The sequence below is a fragment of the Pseudarthrobacter sp. NIBRBAC000502771 genome, assembly GCF_006517215.1.
GTDB lineage: Bacteria > Actinomycetota > Actinomycetes > Actinomycetales > Micrococcaceae > Arthrobacter > Arthrobacter niigatensis.
The window spans coordinates 3,080,538-3,102,587 of sequence record NZ_CP041187.1 but is presented as its reverse complement, the minus strand read 5'-3'; the positions used below and the strand labels follow the sequence as shown (position 1 = coordinate 3,102,587).

At 67.0% G+C, this 22,050-nt stretch carries 19 protein-coding genes; 5 read left to right on the top strand and 14 right to left on the bottom strand.

Annotated elements, in window-relative coordinates; all coding sequences use genetic code 11:
* Nucleotides 1-25 precede the first annotated feature (25 nt).
* Nucleotides 26-1,840 (bottom strand): glycerol-3-phosphate dehydrogenase/oxidase, encoded by a 1,815-nt coding sequence (locus NIBR502771_RS14525; RefSeq protein ID WP_141160367.1) that lies wholly within the window; start codon nt 1,838-1,840, stop codon nt 26-28.
* 125 nt (nt 1,841-1,965) lie between these two features.
* Here NIBR502771_RS14525 and NIBR502771_RS14520 point away from each other — a divergent pair, with 125 nt between their 5' ends.
* From NIBR502771_RS14520 to NIBR502771_RS14500, 5 genes are all read left to right on the top strand, one after another.
* Nucleotides 1,966-2,931, top strand: a complete 966-nt coding sequence (locus tag NIBR502771_RS14520) for a sugar-binding transcriptional regulator (protein ID WP_141160366.1) — start codon at nt 1,966-1,968, stop codon at nt 2,929-2,931.
* 19 nt (nt 2,932-2,950) lie between these two features.
* Nucleotides 2,951-3,820 (top strand): aldo/keto reductase, encoded by an 870-nt coding sequence (locus NIBR502771_RS14515; RefSeq protein WP_141160365.1) that lies wholly within the window; start codon nt 2,951-2,953, stop codon nt 3,818-3,820.
* A gap of 8 nt (nt 3,821-3,828) precedes the next feature.
* A complete protein-coding gene (locus NIBR502771_RS14510) occupies nt 3,829-4,758 on the top strand; it encodes an alpha/beta fold hydrolase (protein ID WP_141160364.1) in 930 nt (309 codons plus the stop codon).
* A complete protein-coding gene (locus NIBR502771_RS14505) occupies nt 4,755-5,834 on the top strand; it encodes a glycosyltransferase family 1 protein (RefSeq protein ID WP_141160363.1) in 1,080 nt (359 codons plus the stop codon). Before NIBR502771_RS14510 ends, NIBR502771_RS14505 begins: the two co-directional genes overlap by 4 nt.
* A gap of 133 nt (nt 5,835-5,967) precedes the next feature.
* Nucleotides 5,968-6,945, top strand: a complete 978-nt coding sequence (locus tag NIBR502771_RS14500) for an IS481 family transposase (RefSeq protein ID WP_141160362.1) — start codon at nt 5,968-5,970, stop codon at nt 6,943-6,945.
* On the opposite strand, the gene NIBR502771_RS14495 is transcribed toward NIBR502771_RS14500, so the two are convergent.
* The 13 genes from NIBR502771_RS14495 to pyrR form a co-directional block, all read right to left on the bottom strand.
* The gene (locus tag NIBR502771_RS14495; RefSeq protein ID WP_141160361.1) at nt 6,942-9,077 is read right to left on the bottom strand and encodes a primosomal protein N'; all 2,136 of its coding nucleotides are present in this window, start codon (nt 9,075-9,077) and stop codon (nt 6,942-6,944) included. The genes NIBR502771_RS14500 and NIBR502771_RS14495 overlap by 4 nt on opposite strands.
* Nucleotides 9,078-9,188: 111 nt before the next feature.
* Nucleotides 9,189-10,424 (bottom strand): methionine adenosyltransferase, encoded by a 1,236-nt coding sequence (gene metK / locus NIBR502771_RS14490; RefSeq protein ID WP_141160360.1) that lies wholly within the window; start codon nt 10,422-10,424, stop codon nt 9,189-9,191.
* Nucleotides 10,425-10,500: 76 nt separating this feature from the next.
* A complete protein-coding gene (coaBC, locus tag NIBR502771_RS14485; RefSeq protein WP_141160359.1) occupies nt 10,501-11,739 on the bottom strand; it encodes a bifunctional phosphopantothenoylcysteine decarboxylase/phosphopantothenate--cysteine ligase CoaBC in 1,239 nt (412 codons plus the stop codon).
* Nucleotides 11,740-11,772: 33 nt separating this feature from the next.
* Complete coding sequence (gene rpoZ / locus NIBR502771_RS14480) at nt 11,773-12,033, bottom strand: DNA-directed RNA polymerase subunit omega (RefSeq protein WP_026264487.1); 261 nt, start codon at nt 12,031-12,033, stop codon at nt 11,773-11,775.
* Nucleotides 12,034-12,049: 16 nt separating this feature from the next.
* Entirely contained in the window at nt 12,050-12,643 is a 594-nt protein-coding gene (gene gmk / locus NIBR502771_RS14475; protein WP_141160358.1) for a guanylate kinase, read from the bottom strand.
* A 47-nt stretch (nt 12,644-12,690) separates the two neighbouring features.
* Nucleotides 12,691-13,008, bottom strand: coding sequence for an integration host factor, actinobacterial type (gene mihF, locus NIBR502771_RS14470; protein ID WP_210411227.1), 318 nt, complete (start codon nt 13,006-13,008; stop codon nt 12,691-12,693).
* 111 nt (nt 13,009-13,119) lie between these two features.
* Nucleotides 13,120-13,998 carry an orotidine-5'-phosphate decarboxylase gene (gene pyrF / locus NIBR502771_RS14465; RefSeq protein ID WP_141160356.1) on the bottom strand — a complete coding sequence of 293 codons (879 nt, stop codon included), beginning with the start codon at nt 13,996-13,998 and terminating at the stop codon, nt 13,120-13,122.
* Nucleotides 13,991-17,305 (bottom strand): carbamoyl-phosphate synthase large subunit, encoded by a 3,315-nt coding sequence (gene carB, locus NIBR502771_RS14460; protein ID WP_141160355.1) that lies wholly within the window; start codon nt 17,303-17,305, stop codon nt 13,991-13,993. The genes pyrF and carB overlap by 8 nt, the downstream gene beginning before the upstream one ends.
* Complete coding sequence (gene carA / locus NIBR502771_RS14455; RefSeq protein WP_371416502.1) at nt 17,305-18,531, bottom strand: glutamine-hydrolyzing carbamoyl-phosphate synthase small subunit; 1,227 nt, start codon at nt 18,529-18,531, stop codon at nt 17,305-17,307. Before carA ends, carB begins: the two co-directional genes overlap by 1 nt.
* The gene (locus NIBR502771_RS14450; protein ID WP_141160353.1) at nt 18,512-19,030 is read right to left on the bottom strand and encodes a hypothetical protein; all 519 of its coding nucleotides are present in this window, start codon (nt 19,028-19,030) and stop codon (nt 18,512-18,514) included. Before NIBR502771_RS14450 ends, carA begins: the two co-directional genes overlap by 20 nt.
* Entirely contained in the window at nt 19,030-20,370 is a 1,341-nt protein-coding gene (locus tag NIBR502771_RS14445) for a dihydroorotase (protein ID WP_141160352.1), read from the bottom strand. The genes NIBR502771_RS14450 and NIBR502771_RS14445 overlap by 1 nt, the downstream gene beginning before the upstream one ends.
* The gene (locus tag NIBR502771_RS14440) at nt 20,370-21,395 is read right to left on the bottom strand and encodes an aspartate carbamoyltransferase catalytic subunit (RefSeq protein WP_141160351.1); all 1,026 of its coding nucleotides are present in this window, start codon (nt 21,393-21,395) and stop codon (nt 20,370-20,372) included. The genes NIBR502771_RS14445 and NIBR502771_RS14440 overlap by 1 nt, the downstream gene beginning before the upstream one ends.
* Nucleotides 21,392-21,979, bottom strand: a complete 588-nt coding sequence (gene pyrR / locus NIBR502771_RS14435; protein WP_141160350.1) for a bifunctional pyr operon transcriptional regulator/uracil phosphoribosyltransferase PyrR — start codon at nt 21,977-21,979, stop codon at nt 21,392-21,394. The genes NIBR502771_RS14440 and pyrR overlap by 4 nt, the downstream gene beginning before the upstream one ends.
* Nucleotides 21,980-22,050: the final 71 nt, after the last annotated feature.

The window sequence follows — 22,050 nt, the reverse complement described above, 5'->3', positions numbered from 1 at the left end:
GCGCGCCCCGGCCGGCCGCCCGGCCTCAGGAGACCAGGCTGTGCGTTTCCACGCGGTGGAATCTCTGCAGCACGTCCTGTGCGTGCTTGATCTCAGCGGCGCGGGCTGCAGCGTCCCACTTCAGCGGCACTGACAACACCTCCGCCACTTCGTTGAGGAGTTCCCCGGTGACCAGCCCCCGGAAGGCCAGGGACGTACGGCGGATGAGGACATCCACCAGGTGCCCCACCTGTTCGTTGGCCGCCATGAACTCCAGCTCCCGTACGCTGAGCTCGCGGGTGGACCGCAGCGGCTGGTCAGGGGCAGCGTCGAGGTATGCGATCACGTCGTCCGCCCGGGTACCGTACCGGGTCAGCAGCCCTGCTGTGCGGTCCGCGTCGCGGCCGGCACCCATGTGCGCCTTGATCCATTTCTGCACGCCTGCCTCGTCGGCCGGGAAGCCTGCGCCGCCGCCGATGGGGAGCTGCGCCGTCGACACCTTGCGCTGAACCCCGAGCTCGGAGAGGACGTCATTGGTCAGGTGCTCGGCGAGGGCCCGGAACGTGGTCCACTTGCCGCCCACCAGGCTCAGTACGACGGCGCCGGTTCCGTCTGTGCCCGTGGCGCGCCGTTCAATGCGGTAGTCGCGGGAGACGAAGCCGGGCTGGGTTGCGTCGTGGCTCGGCAGGGGGCGCACTCCCGAGAATGTGTAGACGATGTCTTCGGGGGTCACGTCGATGGACGGGAAGACGTGGCCGATCAGGTCGAAGAAGTACTGGATCTCCTCATCGGTGCAGACGGCGTCTTCCGCCATGTCCGCGTCGACGTCCGTGGTGCCCACCAGCACCCGGTCGCCCATGGGGTAGATGAGGACAATCCGGCCGTCGGTGTGTTCGAAGAAGATTTCCCGGCCGCGGCAGGCGGCGAGCAGGCCCGGGTGGTCCAGCACGATGTGCGAACCCTTGGTGCCGCCCATGAAGGCAGAGGCTGCACCCATGGCCTCATTGGTCAGGTCCACCCACGCGCCTGTGGTGTTCACGATGATGTCCGCGGTGAAGTCGAATTCCTCTCCGCTGAGTTCGTCGCGCAGGCGGACGGTGCTGCCCCGGCCGGTCCCTGGGTTGGGCTCCGGGGACATGGCTGTCAACGAGAGGTAGTTGCTGGCCCGGGCGGTGTCACCCTGCGCGGCGGCGCCCTGGGAATGGCCGGCCTTTTCGCCGTCCTGCAGGACGTCAAGGGTCAGCCGCTCCGGGTTGTGCACCGAGGCGTCGAAGTAGGTGGCAGTGTACTTGACGTCGGACCGGAGCGCGGGGAGTTCCTGCAGGGCTGCCTTGTGGGTGCGGAACTGGTGCCGGGGCACGGTGCCGCCATCGCGGGAGAATGAGTCGTAAAGGCTAAGGCCTACTTTGATGAGGAATGCGCCGCGCTCCTTGGGCTTGCCCTGCTGCTTGTGGGTAAGGAAGCGCAGGGGCGCGGAGAGGATCCCGGAGAAGGTGCTGAAGATGGGGATGGTGGTCTGCAGCGGCTTGACATAATGCGGGGCGATTTTCAGCAGGCGGTTCCGCTCCACCACTGATTCGCGGACCAGGCGGAACTCGCCGTTTTCCAGGTACCGGATGCCGCCGTGGATCATGTGCGACGATGCACCGCTTGCGCCCTGGCAGTAGTCACCGCGTTCCACCAGCGCCACATCGACGCCCTGCAGGGCCAGGTCACGGAACGTTCCCACTCCGTTGATGCCGCCGCCAACCACCAGCACCTTTGCGTGCGGACGGCGCCGCAGGCTATGGACCGACGCGCGTTCGCCTCCCGGACGGGGCGCGTAAACAGTTGGTTGGACAGTTGAATCCTTGGGTCCCAAAACAACTCCCTTGGGGCTTTGTGTGTTGCGGTCACCACTGTGCGGCACCGCCGTTCTGCTCTATTGTTTGGAGAAATGGAAAATGGAGTCAAGCACTATGCACAAACGTGCAGAACGGAAGTGAGATGGCACTTTCCCGCGACCAGGATGCCCTCCGAGCTGCACAAATGTATTACCTGCAGGACCTCACCATGGACGCGATCGCACGCGAACTGCGCACGTCCCGGTCCACGGTTTCCCGGCTGTTGTCATCGGCGCGGGAGTCCGGCCTGGTGCAGATCCAGATCCGCAACCCCCTGGATACCGGACCGGAACTGGAGGGCATGATCCGGCGCCGGTACAACCTGGACGTCCATGTGGTCCCCATCCTCGGGACTCTCAATGAAGCCGAAACCCTGGACCGGGTGGCCATGCAGGCCGCCCGCACCATCGGACCCCTGGTGGACTCGAACGCGATCATCGGCGTGGCCTGGGGATCCACGCTCAGCGCGGTGAGCAGGCACCTCACCAGGAAGATCACCCACGACAGCGTGATCGTCCAGCTCAACGGCGCCGGAAACATGCACACCACCGGCATCACCTACGCAAGCGACATCATGCGCCGGTTTGGCAGCGCCTACGGAGCACGGGTGGAACAGTTCCCCGTCCCGGCCTTCTTCGACCACGCTGCCACCAAGACGGCCATGTGGAACGAGCGCAGCGTGCAGCGCGTCCTGGAACTGCAGGCGAAGATGAGCATCGCCATCTTCGGCGTCGGTTCCGTCCACGCCGACTACCCAAGCCACGTCTACGCCGGCGGCTATCTCGACGAAGAAGACCTCAACGCCCTTGCCAACTCCGACGTCGTCGGAGACGTTGCCACCGTGTTCTTCCGGGATGACGGGTCTTCTGACGGGATCGTCCTCAACGAACGCTCCACCGGCCCGTCGCTGGCCCAGCTCCGACAGGTACGCCGCAGGATCTGCGTGGTATCCGGGGTCTCCAAGATCAACGGCCTGCGCGGGGCACTGGCGGCCAGGCTTGCGACCGACCTGATCCTGGACGAAGCCACCGCACGCCGCCTCGTCGATTACGAGGGCCTGACCAGCTGAAGTAGGTAGAGTCGTTGCCATGAGAACCTCACCCCGGCTCAGCCTGAACAACGGCGTGCTGATCGACCAGCTCGGCTTTGGGCTGTACAAGGTGGCGGCAGCCGAAGCCGAAGGCCTGGTCGCCACTGCGCTCGCCGCCGGCTACCGCCACTTCGACACCGCCGCCATGTACGGGAACGAGACCGGCGTGGCGCGCGGTATCAGTTCCCAGCTGGACGCGGGGTCCGGCAGTGGCGGCTCAGGCGAACTGTTCCCGCCCCTGTCGCGTGAAGACGTGTTCGTCACCACGAAGGTGTGGAACGACCACCATGGCTTCGACGCCACCCTGCGCGCCTTTGACGATTCCATGGTCAACCTGGGCCTGGACTATGTGGACATGTACCTCATCCACTGGCCATGCCCCCGCCGCGGGCTCTTCACCGAGACCTACCGCGCCCTGGAAACCTTGTACCGGGAGGGAAGGGTCCGTGCCATCGGCGTCAGCAACTTCCAACCGGCCCATCTTGACCGCCTGCTCGCAGGCGCCGAGGTGGTTCCCGCTGTCAACCAGATCGAACTCCATCCCTGGCTGCAACAGGAGGAACTGCGCAGCAAGCACGCGGACCTGGGCATCCGCACCGAAGCCTGGAGCCCGCTGGGCCGCGGCCAGGTGCTGGCAGACCCGGTCATCCAGGCTTGTGCCGCCGAGCACGGCCGGACGCCCGCGCAAGTGATCCTCCGCTGGCACATGCAACTGGGCAACATCGCCATTCCCAAGGCGAGTTCGGAGGCGCGCATCCGGGAGAACCTCGATGTCTTCAACTTCGAACTCTCAGCGCGCGACATGGCGGCGATCAACGCTCTGGACCGCGGGCAGCGGACGGGCTCCCATCCGGACAACGTCAACTAGGGCAGGCCATGGATACCGTGAACCCGGGGCCCTCCCCTGCGCCCGCCTACGTCAGCGCCGGCCTTTCAGGCCGTACCCTGGCCTCCGCCGTCACCCTCGACGGCGGCACCGTGGCTTTCTGGACCTATGAGCCGTTGGAGGTCACCCCGGATACCCGCACCATCCTGGTGGTCCATGGATTCCGCGGCGACCACCACGGGCTCCTGCGCGTGGCGGACCAGCTTCCGGACATGCGCATCATCATGCCGGATTTGCCCGGCTTCGGCAGCTCGGACGCTTTTACCCACGGCCCGCACTCCGTGGAACGCTACGGGCGGTTCATCTCCGACTTCATGGCGGCGCTGGGCCTGGGGAGGGACACGGTACTGCTGGGGCACTCGTTCGGATCCATCGTGGCGGCCCACTTCGTGGCCAGCAACCCGGACGCAGTTCGTCCCCTCATCCTCATCAACCCCATTGCAGCGCCGGCGCTGGAGGGGCCCAAGGGGGTAATGACCCGGCTTGCGGTGCTGTACTACAAGCTTGCTGCGCACCTTCCGCGCAGGCCCGGACTGGCATTGCTGCGCAATCCCGTGATTGTCAGGGTTATGAGTGAGACCATGGCCAAGACCCGCGATCCCAATCTGAGGGCCTATATCCACGGCCAGCACCATGCCTACTTCAGTTCCTTCGCCGACAGGGACAGCCTCCTGGAATCCTTTACCGCCTCCGTCAGCCACCACGTGGCCGAGGTAGCCGGCCTGCTGCAGCTGCCCGTGCTGCTGGTCGCCGGCGAGAAGGATGAAATCGCCACCCTCCCCAGCCAGCACCGGCTCCTGGGCATGCTCCCGGACGGTGAGCTGAAGGTGATTCCCGGCGTCGGGCACCTGATCCACTACGAAACACCTGAACCGGCCGCCCGCTACATCCGCAGCTTCCTTAAGGACCATCCCGCGTGAAGATCGTCATCGATGCACGTTTCACCCGTACCGACCACCACGATGGCATCAGCCGCTACGGGGCAAGCCTGATCGCCGCAACGGCAAAGATCGCGGACGTCTCCATGCTGGTGTCCGACGAGCGGCAGCTGGCGCTGCTCCCTGACGTGCCCTACACGCTCATCAGCAGCCCGCTTTCGCCCCTGGAACTGTTCGTTGCCCGGAAGGTCAACGCCCTTGGCGCGGATGTGGTTGTCTGCCCCATGCAGACCATGGGCACCTGGGGACGGAAGTACGGACTGATCCTGACCCTGCATGACTTGATCTACTACGAACACCCCGCTCCCCCTGGTTTCCTGCCGGCCCCCGTCCGCCTCCTGTGGCGGCTGTACCACAAGGCGTTCTGGCCACAGCGCCTGCTCCTGGACCGGGCCGATATTGTTGCCACCATCAGCCGGACCACCGAGGCGCTGATGGCCAAGTACCGGCTGACACGCCGGCCCGTGCGCATCATTGCCAATGCCCCGCAGCCGGCCCAGGAACCGCGCGAGCCCGCCGCCGGGGCGGACAAGACAATCATCTACATGGGTTCGTTCATGCCGTACAAGAACGTGGAAACCATGGTGGCCGGTATGGCCGGACTCCCGGGCTACACGCTGCACCTGCTCAGCCGGATCGCCCCGCAGCGGCGGGCAGAGCTGGAGCGTATTGTCCCCCAAGGCGCCTCCGTGGTGTTCCACGACGGCGTGACGGATGCTGAGTATGACCGGCTCCTGCGCCGGGCCACGGCACTGGTGAGCCTGTCCCGGGCCGAGGGGTATGGTCTTCCGCTCGTGGAGGCGATGGCGGTTGGTACGCCCGTGATCGCCAGCGACATTCCCATCTTTAGGGAGGTGGGGTCGGATGCCGCGATTTACGTGGATCCAGAGTCACCCGCACAGTTCGCTGACGCGGTGGGCCAGCTGCGGGACGACGGGCACTGGCAGGACCTGTCCCGCCGCTCCCTGGCCCGCGCGGCCGGGTTCAGTTGGGACGAATCGGCGCGCCAGCTGGTGGACGCGGCCCACGAGGTAGTTGCAAAGAGGCGACGGGCCTGACGTACGTCCTCCCGCAGGACGGACCTAGATGTAATTCCCACGGAGGTTGTGAACAGCGTGGCGTGATGTAAAAGGCGAGGGCCTCCGGTATCGATTTGGGTTACCACACTCAATCCGACGCCAGGAGGCCCTCGTGTCCTACGTTACCCATGCCAACGCCGACCTGACACCTAAGGCCCGGGCAAAGCTCGCCCGTCTGGTCATTGAGCAGGGCTGGACGCTTCGCCGGGCTGCCGAACGGTTTCAGTGCTCGCCGGCAACGGTCAAGAAATGGGTGGATCGGTACCGGAGTTCAGGCGAGTCCGGAATGGCTGATGCATCCTCGCGACCCCGACGGAGTCCTCACCGCACACCCGTGCGTACCGAACGGCGGATTGTGGCGTTGCGCTTCAGCCGGCGGTGGGGACCGCACCGGATAGCGGCCCACTTGCACTTAGCCCGCTCCACCGTGGGGAAAGTCCTGACCAGGTACCGGATGCCCCGGCTGGCCTGCCTCGATCAAGGCACCGGCTTGCCCGTCCGAAAGCCTGCACCACAGCGCTATGAACACGAGAACCCCGGGGATCTTGTCCACGTGGATATTAAGAAGCTTGGCCGCATCCCGGACGGCGGCGGACACCGCGCGCTGGGACGGGCCAGGGGCAGGAAGAACCGCAAAGACGGAACCGGTTACGCCTATCTGCACCACGCAGTGGACGATCACACCAGGCTGGCGTACTCGGAGGTTCTCGCTGACGAAAAGAAGGAAACGGCAGCCGCTTTCTGGATCCGTGCGGCTGCGTTCTTCGCCGCCCATGGCATCAGTATCAAGGCCGTACTCACTGACAACGGGTCCTGCTACCGCTCAAGGGTCTTCGCAGCAGCCCTGGGCCCCCACATTAAGCACCGGCGGACCCGCCCCTACCGGCCCCAAACCAACGGCAAGGTAGAACGCTTCAACCGCACCCTCACCAGCGAATGGGCCTACTCCAAGGCCTACACCTCAGAAGCCGAGCGAGCCGCCACCTACCAAGACTGGCTACACCACTACAATCACCACAGAACCCACACCGGCATCGGAGACCAGACCCCCATCAGCCGCGTTCACAACCTCCGTGGGAATTACACCTAGAGCACGTCGACGCCGTCCAGCCGCAGCTGCACGGGGTCCATGGTCCGTTTAGCGGCCACGGCGGCGCGGGTGACCCGGAGGACGCGGACGACGGCGGCGGCGTGGCCGTACGGGAAGAACAGCAGGGTCCGGACGTCCTCGGCCGAGCGCCTGCCGGCGGGCGGCGCGGTGAGCAGCAGCGGCGCCGGGCCCGCCGTTCGCACGGCGATGCCCGCGCCGGCCAGGTCCGCTTCCACGGCACCCGTGTAGTGTTCGACGGCGGCGCGCGGCCCCGTCACGGAGGCGATGCGTACCGCCGGTGGAAGCTGGAGTTCCATTCGCAGCGACAGCTCGCGCCGGGCATAGCCGGCCGGGTCCCACCGCAGCAGCGCCCCGGTGGCGGCGGTGTCCGTGGCAGTGACCACCACCAGGCCTTCCGCTGCCCCGGGCCGGACCAGGGCGGCTGCGTTGAACCAGCGGCGCAGGGTGTCTTCGCCTGCGCGGAGGCTTTCCCGGCGCAGCAGCGAATCTCCATCCAGCAGCAGGGCGGCCGCATAACCGCCGTCTGCGACGGGTTCGGCCCCCACTGTTGCCACCACCAGCGCCTTGCCCCCGCCCACTGTGGCCTTCACTTGGTCGCCCGATGACGTGACGACCGTGGTGCCCGGAAATGCGCGGCCCAGCTCTTCAGCGGTGCGCAGGACTCCCGTGGCCCCTTTACGGAGCCGCCGCCCGCCGCAGTAGGAGCACTTCCATTCCGGAGCCGGTGAGGAACACCAGCGGCACTGGGGCAAGGCGGCTGTTCCGGCCAGGGCCAGGGGTCCCTGGCAGTGCCCACACCGGGCGGGTTCACGGCAGGTTTCGCACACGAGGGAGGGCGCGTAGCCGGCCCTGGCCACCTGGACCAGGACGGGGCCACGATCCAGCCCCTTCTTTGCCGCCTGCCAGGCGGCATGGGGCAGCCGCGCGATAGTGGCCAGGGGATCACGTTCCTGCTCGAAGCTGTCAGCCGTGTTGACCACGCGCGGAACGGTCCTGCGGACCGTGGAACGCTCGGCTTCAACGGGGACGGCCCACCCGGCCTCCACCAGCCGCTGGACTTCGGTGCTGCGGGCGTGCCCCGCCAGGAGGCAGGCTGTGCCCTCCTGTTCTGCCCGCAGGAGGAGGACCTCCCGGGCGTGCGCGTAGGGTGCGCGCTGCTCGATGTGGAGGTCGTCGCCGTCGTCCCAGCAGGCAACCAGGCCCAAGTCCTGCACCGGCGCAAAAGCGGCGGACCTGGTGCCAATGGCGATCCTTGCCCGGCCCGCAAGGAGTCGCAGGAAGTTCCGGTACCGCGGCGTGGGGCCGTCGTCCGCCGTGAGCCTGGCCACGGCCTCCTCCGGCAGCAGTTCCATCAGCGCCTGCTCCAGCCGGTCCAGGTCGCGGTAGTCGGGCACTACCAGCAGCGCGCCCCTGCCTGAGGCGTAAGCAGCGGCGGCAGCCTGGGCCAGGAGGGCCGGCCACCCGGCGGCCCCATAGCCCTGGAGCGGATTGATGACCGCACGCGGGGATCCCCCGGCAGCCAGGTGCCTCAGGAAAGCAGCTCCGGTGCGGTACGCGGTCCACGCTGGAACGCCGGGGACAGCCGGGATGCCCAGGGCGCCTTCGGCTTCTGGAGCCTGCGGTCCTGCCGTGCCATCCAGGCCTGCAGTCCCACCCGGATCTGCAGGGTCCAGTGATGCGGGGTAGTCCTTTTCGAGCCGGGCGACGCGGGGCGGTACGGCCAGGCGGAGGACGTCGCTGACCGTGCCGGCGTACCGCGCCGCCACGGCCCCGGCAAGGTCCCGGGCTGCGGGCGTGAGGACCGGAACCGGGGACACGACCTTCGACAAGGGCACCAGGGTGTGTCCGGCATCGGATTCCGCCAGACGCTCCAAAAGGAAACCGTTCAGATCCTGGCCATTGAACTTGACCTTGACCCTGACTCCCGGCTGGGCGTCCTGGTCCAGCGCAACCGGGACCGCGTAGTCGAAGGGGCGGTCCAGGTGCGGCAGCGACGACTCCACGAGGATCCGCGCCACGGGAAACTGCTTGGCCAGGTCGACGCCGACAGGCAGTGCGCGGGCCGGAAACCCCTGCAACAGGGATGGCTGGACGGAACTGTCAGCAACCACCGTGGCTCCCTCCGTTCAGCTGCCGGGTTGGACATGAACAGCCAAGCATAGGCCACTGACAGTGCACTTCCTGTCCGGGCCCGCTGCTTCCGGGTCCCGGCAGGAATTCACCTACGCGTTGAAGAACGCCTTCAAATCATCTACCCGGTCAAGTCGTTCCCACGTGAACTCGGGCTCATCGCGGCCGAAGTGCCCGTGGGCGGCAGTCTTGGCGTAGATCGGGCGCTTCAGGTCGAGGGCGTCGATGATGGCGCGGGGACGGAGGTCGAAGATTTCCGCAATGGCGTCGCTGATCCGGGCGGGATCCACAGTCTCGGTACCAAAGGTCTCAACGTAGGTTCCTACGGGGCGGGCCTGGCCGATGGCATATGCGATCTGGATCTCTGCGCGCTTGGCCAGCCCCGCGGCCACCACGTTCTTGGCAACCCACCGCATGGCGTAGGCGGCAGAGCGGTCCACCTTGGATGGATCCTTGCCGGAGAAGGCACCGCCGCCATGGCGCGCCATGCCGCCGTAGGTATCGACGATGATCTTGCGGCCGGTGAGGCCTGCGTCGCCCACCGGGCCGCCGATGACGAATTCGCCGGCCGGATTGAGGATGTTCGCGGCACGGGAAATGTCCAGGTTGGCCGCGGCCAGGACAGGTTCAATGACGATGGCGGCAAGGTCCGCGCGCAACTGCTGCAGGCTTGCACCCTCGGCGTGCTGGCTCGAAATCACCACGGTTTCAATCGAAACGGGAACATCCTTGTCGTACCCCACCGTGACCTGGGTCTTGCCGTCCGGCCGAAGGTAGGCCAGCTGGCCTGTCTTGCGGACATCGGTGAGGCGCTCGGAGAGCCGGTGGGCCAGCCAGATGGGCGTGGGCATATAGGAAGGGGTCTCGTCGCTGGCGTAGCCGAACATCAGGCCTTGGTCGCCTGCGCCCTGGAGGTCGTAATCGTCCTCCTGGCGGCCCTCGCGGGCTTCCAGCGAGTTGAACACACCGCCGGCGATGTCGTTGGACTGCTGGCCAATGGAAACAGACACGCCGCAGCGGGCACCGTCAAAACCGTTCGCTGAGGAGTCGTAGCCGATGCCAAGAATGGTTTCGCGGACGATCTGCGGGATCTCGACGTACGCGTCGGTGGTGACTTCGCCCGCAACGTGCACCAGCCCAGTGGTCGCCATTGTCTCCACGGCCACGCGTGACTCGGGGTCCGCGGCCAGCAGGGCGTCCAGGATGGCGTCGCTGATCTGGTCGCAGATCTTGTCCGGATGGCCTTCGGTCACCGACTCGGACGTGAAGAGCCGGAGCGCGGAGGGCGTGGCCCCATGGGTCTGGGGAAGGTGCAGCGGTAAAGTCACTCAACTACCTTACTGGTTGGAAGGCGCCGGCCCCGCGGGAGATGTCCTCCCGAGAAGCAAACGTGGTGCGGAACACTCAGGTACGGGGTGAAACCCTGGTCAGTTCAAAGCCGATGCGGGCAATGATGGCTTCCGAAACCTCAGTCTTGGTTCCGGCCGCTTCCTGTGGTTCGTCGCCGGCGCGCGAAAGGATGACCACCGAGTTGGAGTCCTGCCCGAAGACTTTGTCCGCGCCCACATGGTTGACCACCAGCAGGTCGCAGCTTTTTCGCTGCAGTTTCGCTTCGGCGTATGCGAGGACGTCGCCCTGGCTGTCACCGGTTTCCGCCGCGAAGCCGACGATGAGCTGGCCGGTACCGGAAGGTCCGGCGTTGCGTTGCTCCACGAGTTCCTGCAGGATGTCCGGGTTGCGGACCAGGGTAATGACGGGGTCTGCGGTGTCGTCGCGTTTCTTGATCTTGGTGTCGGAGACATCGGCGGGGCGGAAGTCTGCCACGGCGGCGGACATGATGATGACGTCGGACCCGGCAGCGGCATCCAGCGCAGCCGCCCGGAGCTGCAGTGCAGTCTCCACGCGGACCACCTCCACCCCGGCGGGCGGCTGGACCTCCATGTGTGCCGCCAGCAGCCGGACGGTGGCACCGGCGTTCCGGGCGGCGACGGCCAGCGCGACGCCCTGCTTGCCGGAGGACCGGTTGCCGAGGAAACGGACGGGGTCCAGCGGCTCGCGGGTGCCCCCTGCACTGATGGTTACGGTGCGGCCGGCAAGGGGCAACTGGAAATCGGACTGTCCCTGGACCAGTGCCATGGCGGCGTCAAAGATCGCCTGCGGTTCCGGAAGCCTTCCCGGTCCGGAGTCAGCGCCGGTCAGCCTGCCGGAGGCGGGTTCGAGGACTGCGGCGCCCCTGCCGCGGAGCGTTTCAACGTTGGCGCGGGTGGCGGCGTGCTGCCACATTTCCGTGTGCATCGCGGGCGCGAACAGCACTGGGCCGTGCGCCATCAGCAGCGTGTTGGTCAGCAGGTCACCGGCCTGGCCGGTGGCGGCTTTGGCCAGGAGGTCAGCGGTTGCGGGTGCAACAACCACCAGGTCAGCCTCGTGGCCAAGCCGGACGTGGTTCACCAGGTGGACGTCGTCAAAGACGCTGTTGCTGACGGGGTTTCCGGACAGCGCCTCCCAGGTCGCGGTGCCGATGAAGCGGGTGGACGCCTCCGTGGGGATCACCGTGACGTCATGTCCGGCTTCAGTAAAAAGCCGGAGGAGCGATGCCACCTTGTAGGCGGCAATCCCTCCCCCGACTCCGAGGACTATGCGCACGTGATCTCCGTCAGCAAGTCAGTTGGCGGCAGGTTACTCAGCGGCTTCGATCGGCGTGGAGACCAGCTTGCCTTCGTTGATCTCGCGCAGGGCGATTGAAAGCGACTTCTCGTTCAGCTTGGTGTCAACCAGGGGCCCGACGTACTCGAAGAGGCCCTCGTGCAGCTGGGCGTAGTAGGCGTTGATCTGACGAGCACGCTTGGCACCGAAGATCACCAGGCCGTACTTGGAATCTGCTACCTTCAGCAGATCGTCGATCGGCGGGTTGATGATGCCTTCAAGGTTCGTAGACACGAATTTCTCCAAATTCCTAGCGGGCTGACGGTTCCGGCAGGTGTGGATGCGGTGTCAGCCCCATGAGTGAAACAAGCTCGTCCGCTGCCCGGCGGACGTCATCGTTGATGACGGTGTGGTCAAACTCCGGTTCAGCAGCAAGTTCCAGTTTAGCGGTTTCCAGCCGGCGCTGCTGTTCCTCCGGGGTTTCGGTCCCCCGGCCCACCAGCCGGCGGACCATCTCGTCCCACGTGGGCGGGGCCAGGAAGACGAACTGCGCGTCCGGGACTGCCGCCTTGACCTGGCGGGCGCCCTGGAGGTCAATCTCCAGCAGCACCGAACGGCCTTCTGCGATGGCCCCGTTCACGGTGCTCTTCAGGGTGCCGTAGGTGTTCTGTCCGTGGACCACTGCCCACTCCAGGAGTTCACCATCGGCGATGAGCTGCTCGAACTCCTCCTTGGTCTTGAAGAAGTAGTGGACGCCGTCCACTTCGCCGGGCCGGGGCGCCCGGGTGGTGGCTGAAACGGAAAGCCAGACCTCGGGGTAGTTGTCCCGGATGTAGGTGGACACGGTGCCTTTGCCAACAGCCGTCGGACCTGCGAGGACTGTCAGTCCCGGTTTCTTGCTCACGTATTCCTTTTGCCACGGTTGGGGGAAGGACAGGCGCGGCCTGTGCCTCAGTGCTCGTCTATAAAATCTACCAGCGCCCGGCGCTGGTGGACGCCCAGCCCACGGACCCTGCGGGACGCCGCAATGCCCAGCTGCTGCATGATGGCGGCGGCCCGGACCTTTCCGATGCCGGGGAGGGCCTCGAGCAGCTCCGAAACCCGCATGCGGGCCAGCGCATCATCCTCCAGTGCGGAACTGATGATATCCGCGGCCGACCTGTCACCGTTCCGGAGGCTCTCCTTGGCAGCAGCCCGGGTAGCCCTGGCCGCGGCCGCCTTGCCCAGGGCCTCGGCCCGTTCAGAAGCGGATAAAGGTCGCAGGACCATCACGGACACCCCCGGAGTCGGCGGATTTCATCCAAGGGCGGCCGCCCTTGGACCTGTCCTGAAACTACCCTTTGGTGCAGCCCGAATCAATGCATCCGGACAATTGGCGGCCTATTCGCTCCGCAGTCCCGCCAGCGTCCGCAGGGCGGCCTCACGCAGTCCGCGGATTTCCGGTCCCGCCGCGAGGATGTCGCGGCTCGATGTTCCCAGGACGAGCGGGTAGGCGTCGCCGAACGTGGTCCTCAGCCCGGCCGGGGTAGCCCCCTGGGCACCGAGCCCGGGTGCCAGGATGGGTCCACGGACGGCGGCGAGGTCCAGTTCCAGGTCTGCCAGGGCGCTCCCCACGGTGGCGCCGACCACCAGGCCGACGGAGCCGAGGCTTCCGGCGTACCGTGAGTTCTCCGCGGCCGCGGCCTCCGTGATCCGGCGGGCCACGGAATCCTTTCCACCGACGTGCTGGACCGAGGCGCCTTCGGGGTTGGACGTCAGTGCCAGCACGAATACGCCGCGCCCGGTTTCCGCCGCGAGGTCCAGCGCGGGGCGCAGCGACTCGAAGCCGAGGTAGGGGCTCAGCGTGACGGAGTCCGCCGCCAGCGGGGAGCCGTCCCGGAGCCAGGCATCGGCATAGGCGGCCATGGTGGAGCCGATGTCGCCGCGCTTGGCGTCGGCGACCGTGAGTACCGACTGGTTGCGGGCTTCAGCCAGGACCTCTTCCAGGACGGCCAGGCCGGCCGATCCGTGGCGCTCGTAAAGTGCCACCTGCGGCTTCACCGCGGCAGCGAGGGAAGCCACTGCCTCCAAAGCCGTCAGCGAAAACCGGCGCAGTCCGGCGGCGTCGTCGTCCAGCCCCCATGCCTTCAGCAGGGCCGGGTGGGGGTCGATGCCGACGCAGAGCGGGCCGCGGGCGGCCATGGCTGCGCCGAGCCGGGAGCCGAAGGACTCCCGGCCGGCGCCTGGCCCCGGGGTGGTGCCGGATACCTGCTCAGGCATGCTGCAGGGCCGCCTTCTGCGATTCCGCGAGGGCTGCCGCGTGTTCCTGCAAGCTGGTAACGGACCACTGGTAGGTGCGCATGGCTTCGATGGCCTGGACCGCGGCGTTGAATTCGGCCACGGTGGTGATGCACGGGATGCCGATGGAGGTTGCCGCGGCGCGGATCTCGTAGCCGTCGCTGCGCGCCTCCCCACCGGAGGGCGTGTTGAAGACCATATCGATTTCCCCCGCCACGATCAGGTCGGCGATGGTGCCCTCACCTTCGGCGCTGCTGCCCTCGGCCACCTTGCGGACCGGGGTGGCCTGGATGCCGTTGCGGCGCAGAACGTCCGCCGTGCCGCCGGTGGAGACGATCTCGAAGCCAAGGTCCGAGAGGCGCTTGACCGCCATGATCACCGAGCGCTTGTCCCGGTTGGCCACGGAGACAAAGACCTTGCCCTCGGTGGGCAGGGCGTTGTTGGCACCGGCCTGGCTCTTGGCGAAGGCGGTGTCGAAGTGCTTGTCGATGCCCATGACTTCGCCGGTGGAGCGCATCTCGGGTCCGAGCAGGGAGTCCACCACCTTGCCCTCGAGGGTGCGGAACCGGCTGAACGGGAGCACCGCTTCCTTGACGGCCACGGGGGCGTCAAGGGGCAGGGTTGAACCGTCGCCGGACTCCGGCAGCATCTTGTAGGCGCTGCGGAGCTGGTTGATGGTCACGCCGGTGCCGATCAGGGCCGCGGCCTTGGCCATCTGGACGCCCGTGGCCTTGGACACGAACGGCACGGTCCGCGAGGCGCGGGGGTTGGCTTCCAGGACGTACAGCACGTCCGAGGCCAGCGCGAACTGGATGTTGATCAGGCCCCGGACGCCCACGCCCTCGGCGATGGCGCGGGTGGCCACGCGGACACGCTCGATGACGTTGCCGCCCAGGGTGATCGGAGGCAGGACACAGGCGGAGTCGCCGGAGTGGATGCCGGCTTCCTCGATGTGTTCCATGATGCCGCCCAGGTACATGTCGGTGCCGTCGTAGAGGGCGTCGACGTCGATCTCGACGGCGTCCTCCAGGAACCGGTCGATCAGCACGGGGTGGTCCGGGGTGATTTCCGTGGCGTTGGCGATGTAGCGGGAGAGGTTGGGCTCGTCGTAGACGATTTCCATGCCGCGGCCGCCCAGCACGTAGGACGGGCGGACCAGGACGGGGTAACCGATCTCGTCCGCGATCTTCTTGGCGTCCTCGAAGGAGACGGCGGTGCCGTTCTTGGGCGACACCAGGCCGGCCTTGTCCAGCACGCGGGAGAAGGCGCCGCGGTGCTCCGCGAGGTCGATGGCCTCCGGGGAGGTGCCCAGGATCGGCACGCCGGCGTCAGCCAGCTGCTGCGCCAACTTCAGCGGGGTCTGGCCGCCGAGCTGGACGAAGACGCCCATGACGCCGCCGGTACGTTCCTCTGCCGCGATGACCTCCAGCACGTCCTCGAGCGTGAGCGGCTCGAAGTACAGGCGGGTGGAGACGTCGTAATCGGTGGAGACGGTTTCCGGGTTGCAGTTGACCATGACGGTCTCGTAGCCGGCCTTGCGCAGCGCCATGGAGGCGTGGACGCAGGAGTAGTCGAATTCGATGCCCTGGCCGATGCGGTTGGGGCCGGAACCGAGGATCAGGATGGACGGCTTGGAGTGCAGCGCAACTTCGTCCTCCTCGTCGTAGGCCGAGTAGTGGTACGGGGTGTACGCGGCGAACTCGGCGGCGCAGGTGTCAACGGTCTTGTAGACGGGGCGGATGCCCAGGGCCTGCCGGACACCGCGGACGACGGCCTCGGAGTTGTGGGTCAGGGCGCCGATCTGCTCGTCGGAGAAGCCGTGGCGCTTGGCACGCTGCAGCATCTCCTTGGTGAGGGCTCCGGCCTGCCGGATTTCGTGGGAGATCTCGTTGAGCAGCTGGAGCTGGTCCAGGAACCAGGGGTCGATCTTGGTCGCCTCGAAGAGCTGCTCCACGGTGGCGCCGCCCAGGAGGGCGCGCTGGACCTGATGCAGGCGTTCGGTGGTGGGACGCTTGGCCTTCTCGATAAGCTCTGCCACTTCGTATTCCGGGACGCTGCTGAAGTCCAGCTGCGAACCCTTCTGTTCGAGGGAGCGGAGCGCCTTCTGCAGGGCTTCGGTGAAGTTGCGGCCCATGGCCATGGCTTCGCCCACGGACTTCATGGTGGTGGTCAGGGTGTCGTCCGCGGCCGGGAACTTCTCGAAGGCGAACCGCGGGACCTTGACCACCACGTAGTCCAGGGTGGGTTCGAAGGACGCCGGGGTCTTCTGGGTGATGTCGTTGGGGATCTCATCCAGGGTGTAGCCGAGCGAGAGCTTGGTGGCGATCTTGGCGATGGCGAAGCCGGTTGCCTTGGATGCCAGCGCCGAGGAGCGGGAGACGCGGGGGTTCATTTCGATGACCACCACGCGGCCGGTGGCGGGGTCGATGGCGAACTGGATGTTGCAGCCGCCGGTGTCAACGCCCACTTCACGGATCACGGCGATGGCCACGTCGCGGAGTTTCTGGTACTCCCGGTCGGTGAGGGTCAGGGCCGGCGCCACGGTGATGGAGTCGCCGGTGTGAACGCCTACAGGGTCGAAGTTTTCGATGGAGCAGACGACAACCACGTTGTCGTTCTTGTCCCGCATCATCTCGAGCTCGTATTCCTTCCAGCCCAGGATGCTCTCTTCGAGCAGCACCTCGCTGGTGGGGCTGTACTGCAGGCCCTGGCCGACGATGCGGCGCAGGTCATCCTCGTTGTAGGCCAGGCCGGAGCCCAGGCCGCCCATCGTGAAGGAGGGGCGGACGACCATCGGGTAGCCGAGGTCACCGGCGGCGTTGAGGGCCTCGTCCATGGTGTGGATGATGTGGCTGCGGGCGGATTCGGCGCCGCAGCGCTCCACGACGCCCTTGAACTTTTCGCGGTCCTCGCCGAGTTCGATCGCGGCGATGTTCGCGCCGATCAGCTCCACGTTGTACTTCTCCAGCACACCGTTCTTGTCCAGTGCGATGGCGGTGTTCAGCGCGGTCTGGCCACCCAGGGTGGGAAGCACAGCGTCGGGGCGCTCCTTGGCGATGATCTTCTCCACCACCTCGGGAGTGATGGGTTCAACGTAGGTGGCGTCGGCGAACTCGGGGTCGGTCATGATGGTGGCCGGGTTGGAGTTCACGAGGATGACGCGCAGGCCCTCCTCCTTGAGGACCCGCAGGGCCTGCGTGCCGGAGTAGTCGAATTCGGCGGCCTGGCCGATGACGATCGGGCCGGAACCAATGACGAGGACGCTTTTGAGATCTGTACGTTTCGGCATTACTTCTTGTCCTCAGTCTTGTTGTGGTTGGCGGTCTTGGTGTCCGCCATCAGGTCGATGAACCGGTCGAACAGGTAGGCGGCGTCGTGCGGGCCGGCAGCAGCCTCGGGGTGGTACTGGACGGAGAAGGCCGGGATGTCCAGGCAGGCGAGGCCTTCCACGACGTCGTCGTTCAGGCTGATGTGGCTGACTTCCACCCGGCCGTAGCGTGCCTCCGGAGCCTGGGTGGCGCCGTCGAGCGGTGCGTCCACGGCGAAACCGTGGTTCTGGGAGGTGATTTCCACCTTGCCGGTGCGGCGGTCCATCACGGGCTGATTGATGCCTCGGTGGCCGTAGCGGAGCTTGTAGGTGCCAAAGCCCAGTGCGCGGCCCAGGATCTGGTTGCCGAAGCAGATGCCAAAGTAGGGCAGCTTCTCGTCCAGGACGGAGCGCAGGAGCTTGACCTGGGCGTCGGCTGTGGCGGGGTCGCCCGGGCCGTTGGACATGAAGAAGCCGTCCGGGTTGACGGCCTTGACGTCCTCGAGGGTGGCGGTGGCCGGAAGTACGTGGACCCGGACGCCGCGCTCGGCGAACCGGACCGGCGTCATGGCCTTAATGCCGAGGTCGATCGCCGCGATGCTGAAGCGTGGTTCACCCTCCCAGCCGTGGTCCTTGGGTTCCACCACATAGGCTTCGTCGACGCTGACTTCCTCGGCCAGGCGCGAACCCTCCATGGGGGCACTGGCCAGGACGGCGTCGAGCAGTTCCTTGTCGGTGCCCTGTGCCGCCTCGCCGGAGAAGATGCCGGCGCGCATGGTCTTATGCTCACGCAGGTGCCGGGTGATGGCGCGGGTGTCCACACCCTGGATGCCGACGATGCCCTGGGCCACCAGCTCCTCATCCAGCGACCGCTCGGAACGCCAGTTGGAGGGACGGCGGGCGGCGTCGCGGACGATGTAGCCGGCCACCCAGATGCGCCGGGACTCGGCGTCGTCATCATTCACGCCGGTGTTGCCGATGTGCGGCGCCGTCTGCACCACCAGCTGGCGGGCGTAAGAGGGATCGGTAATGGTTTCCTGGTAGCCGGTCATGCCGGTGGCAAAGACGGCCTCGCCCAGGGCGGTGCCGGTGGCACCATAGCTGGTGCCGCGGAAAATGCGTCCGTCTTCGAGGACCAGGGCTGCCGGAGCGGAGGTGGTTGCTGTCAATGTATTCGCTTTCACTGTCTTACTTTCCACTGGTGGCACCAGCCGCTGGGGCTGACGAAATCAATTCCTGAAGGGCCTGGTACAGCACGTCCTTGTCCGCGGCGCGGCGGGTTCGGAAGCCGGTATCCAGTTCATGCGTGCCGTGCGTCCATCCGAGCACCAGGAGGCCGTCCTTTTCCACGAACTTCCCTGCCATGCCGCTGTCCTGGCGGACTTCGGTGAGGGAGGCTGCGGGGATGTACAGCGCAGGTGCGCCGGACCGCCCGTAGAGGACGCCGTGCGGGTACACCTCGAGGGTGGAGTTGGTGCGGATGCCCAGCCCGTGCACGGCGATCCGGTCAAGCCAGTCACCGGCCGTCGTGGTGGCCACGTACTGCCCGTCGGCGGCGGCGGTGGGCTCGCCCGGGGCGGAGGGCGCCGGGGGCAGTTGTTCGACGTCGGACTGGCGCTTCAGGCGGTTGCGCCAGCCCACTGCGAGGAGGACAAACACGACGGCGACCACCGCCAGCATGGCAAGGCCGGGAAGGATCTTATCCATCAGGCAGCGCCTGCAGGGGTTGCGGCGGAGTCCGGGTGGGGCGTGTTGAGGGCACCGTCGAGGACGGTGGGGTGGCCCCTGAAGAAGGTTGCCACCACCTTGCCCGGGAGTTCCCTGCCCTTGAAGGGCGAGTTGCGGCCCATGGTGGCCATCTTGGAGGGGTCCACCGTCCACCGCGCGGCCGGATCCACCAGGATGAGGTTGGCTGGTTCCCCCGCTTCGATGGGCCTGCCCTGGTCGGCCAGCCGCCCGATCTTCGCTGCCGCGCTGGAGGTGACCCGGGCGAAGTCGGCCCACGTCATCAGTCCGGTCTCAATCATGGCGTGCTGGACCACGGACAGGGCGGTTTCCAGTCCGGTCATGCCCATGGCAGCCTGCGCCCACTCGCATTCCTTGTGCTCGCTGGGGTGCGGTGCGTGGTCGGTACCCACAACGTCGATCGTGCCGTCTGCCAGGCCGGCGCGCAACGCCTCGACGTCCGCGTCGGTGCGCAGCGGCGGGTTGACCTTGAAGACGGGGTCGTAGCTGCGGACCAGGTCGTCGGTCAGCAGCAGGTGGTGCGGGGTGACCTCCGCCGTGACGTCGATGCCGCGTTCCTTGGCCCAGCGGATGATCTCCACAGATCCTGCCGTGGAGACGTGGCAGACGTGGAGGCGCGAGCCGACGTGCTGGGCCAGGAGGACGTCGCGGGCAATGATGCTTTCCTCGGCCACGGCGGGCCAGCCGGTGAGGCCCAGGACGGCCGAGACGTCGCCTTCGTTCATCTGGGCACCGGCGGTCAGGCGCGGTTCCTGGGCGTGCTGGGCCACCACGCCGTCGAACGCCTTGACGTACTCCAACGCGCGGCGCATCAGAACGGGGTCGTGGACGCACATGCCGTCGTCGGAGAACATCCGCACCCGGGCACGGGAATCGGCCATCGCGCCCAGCTCGGCAAGCTGCTCCCCCGCCAGGCCGACGGTGACCGCGCCTACCGGGCGGACGTCCACCCACCCTGCTGCCTGGCCGAGGGTGTAGACCTGCTCCACCACACCCGCGGTGTCGGCCACAGGAGTGCTGTTGGCCATCGCGTGCACGGCGGTGTAGCCGCCCAGCGCCGCTGCGCGCGTGCCGGTCTCGACCGTCTCGGCGTCCTCGCGGCCGGGTTCGCGGAGGTGGGTGTGGACGTCCACCATGCCCGGCAGGGCCACCAGCCCGGCGGCGACGATGACGGTGGCACCATCAGCGGACAGCCCCTGGCCGATCTCGGCAATGATGCCGTCGCGGACCAGCAGGTCGGTGGGGTCGCCGCCCAGGATGGCGGCGCCCTGGATGAGGTACGTTCCGGTGTTGCCTGCCATCAGTTGCTCTCCTTGGTGGACGGGGCGGCGGCGTACGCCGGTGCCCGGGTTGCGGCTGGTTCCCGGGTGTCCCCGGAGAGCAGCAGGTACAGTGCGGCCATCCGCACGGACACGCCGTTCCGGACCTGGGCCAGGACGGTGGAGCGCGGCGAGTCCGCCGCGGCGGCGCTGATCTCCAGGCCGCGGTTCATGGGGCCCGGGTGCATGATGATGGTGTCCGTCATGCCCAGGTCGTCCAGGGCCCGGAGCCGGTTGTCGTCGAAGCCCCAGCGGCGGGAGTATTCGCGGGTGCTTGGGAAGAACGACGCGTTCATGCGTTCGCCCTGGACGCGGAGCATCATGACGGCGTCCACGCCGTTTGCGAGGGTTTGGTCCAGGTCGTAGCTGACGCTGCAGGGCCACTTGTCGACGCCGACCGGCAGCAGGGTGGGCGGCGCCACGAGCGTGACTTCCGCTCCCAGGGTCCGGAGCAGCCAGACGTTGGAGCGGGCCACGCGGGAGTGCAGGACGTCACCGGCGATGGCCACCCGCATGCCCTTGAGGTCCGTTCCTTCGGAGCCCGTTCCGGCCAGGCGGGCCCAGTGCCGCCGCATGGTGAAGGCGTCCAGGAGGGCCTGGGTGGGGTGCTCGTGGGTGCCGTCACCGGCGTTGATCACGGCTGCATCGATCCAGTCCGTGGCGGCCAGGCGGTGGGGTGCGCCCGACGCCCAGTGACGGATCACGACGGCGTCAGCCCCCATGGCGGACAGGGTCTGGGCCGTGTCCTTGAGGGACTCGCCCTTGGAGACGGAGGATCCCTTGGCGGCGAAGTTGATGACGTCGGCAGAGAGCCGCTTGGCCGCGGCTTCGAAGGAAATGCGGGTGCGGGTGGAGTCCTCGAAGAACAGGTTGACCACGGTGCGGCCGCGCAGCGCCGGAAGCTTCTTCACTTCCCGCTCCCCCACGGCCGACATTTCCTCGGCAGTGTCAAGGATGCGGATGGCGTTCGAATGGCTCAGGTCCCCGGTGGACAGGAGGTGTTTCATGCGCCGCCCTCAATGACGACTTCGTTGACCGGCGCTCCGGCGTCGGAGGTGTCCGTTTCTTCCAGCCGGACCCTGACCTTTTCCGCGGAGGAGGTAGGCAGGTTCTTGCCTACATGGTCGGCGCGGATGGGGAGTTCGCGGTGGCCCCGGTCGATCAGGACCGCGAGCCGGACGATCCGGGGGCGGCCGAGGTCAACGAGGGCGTCCAGCGCGGCGCGGATGGTGCGGCCCGAATAAAGGACGTCGTCGATCAGCACCACGACTTTGTTGTCGATGCCGGTCCGGGGCAGCCTGGTGGGGTACGGCGGCCGCGTGCCCTGGTGGGAGAGGTCGTCCCGGAACATGGTGACGTCGAGCTGGCCCACGATGGCGGCGGCATCAACGGTGTTGTCTGCGGCAGCGATTTTTTCGGCGAGCCGCACGGCCAGCGGGTATCCGCGGCGGGGAATGCCCAACAGGACCAGGTCCCGGGACCCCTTGTTGGCTTCGAGGATCTCATGGGCGATACGAGTGAGGGCCCGGTCAATGTCCGCCTGGCTGAGGACAACCCTGGCTGGAACCGGTGCGCTGGTGACAGATGTCAACGCTCGTCTCCCCTTTCCCCGCCTCACAGGACGGAATTAAAAAAGGAATGTTTGCTATTCAAAATTACCAC

What these genes read in the sequence shown, in the direction of transcription:
- NIBR502771_RS14520 (WP_141160366.1), top strand. Translation starts at nt 1,966, where the DNA reads ATGGCACTTTCCCGCGACCAGGATGCCCTCCGAGCTGCACAAATGTAT.
- NIBR502771_RS14515 (WP_141160365.1), top strand. Translation starts at nt 2,951, where the DNA reads ATGAGAACCTCACCCCGGCTCAGCCTGAACAACGGCGTGCTGATCGAC.
- NIBR502771_RS14510 (WP_141160364.1), top strand. Translation starts at nt 3,829, where the DNA reads ATGGATACCGTGAACCCGGGGCCCTCCCCTGCGCCCGCCTACGTCAGC.
- mihF (WP_210411227.1), bottom strand. Translation starts at nt 13,008, where the DNA reads ATGGTCCTGCGACCTTTATCCGCTTCTGAACGGGCCGAGGCCCTGGGC.
- pyrF (WP_141160356.1), bottom strand. Translation starts at nt 13,998, where the DNA reads ATGCCTGAGCAGGTATCCGGCACCACCCCGGGGCCAGGCGCCGGCCGG.
- carB (WP_141160355.1), bottom strand. Translation starts at nt 17,305, where the DNA reads ATGCCGAAACGTACAGATCTCAAAAGCGTCCTCGTCATTGGTTCCGGC.
- NIBR502771_RS14450 (WP_141160353.1), bottom strand. Translation starts at nt 19,030, where the DNA reads ATGGATAAGATCCTTCCCGGCCTTGCCATGCTGGCGGTGGTCGCCGTC.
- NIBR502771_RS14445 (WP_141160352.1), bottom strand. Translation starts at nt 20,370, where the DNA reads ATGGCAGGCAACACCGGAACGTACCTCATCCAGGGCGCCGCCATCCTG.
- NIBR502771_RS14440 (WP_141160351.1), bottom strand. Translation starts at nt 21,395, where the DNA reads ATGAAACACCTCCTGTCCACCGGGGACCTGAGCCATTCGAACGCCATC.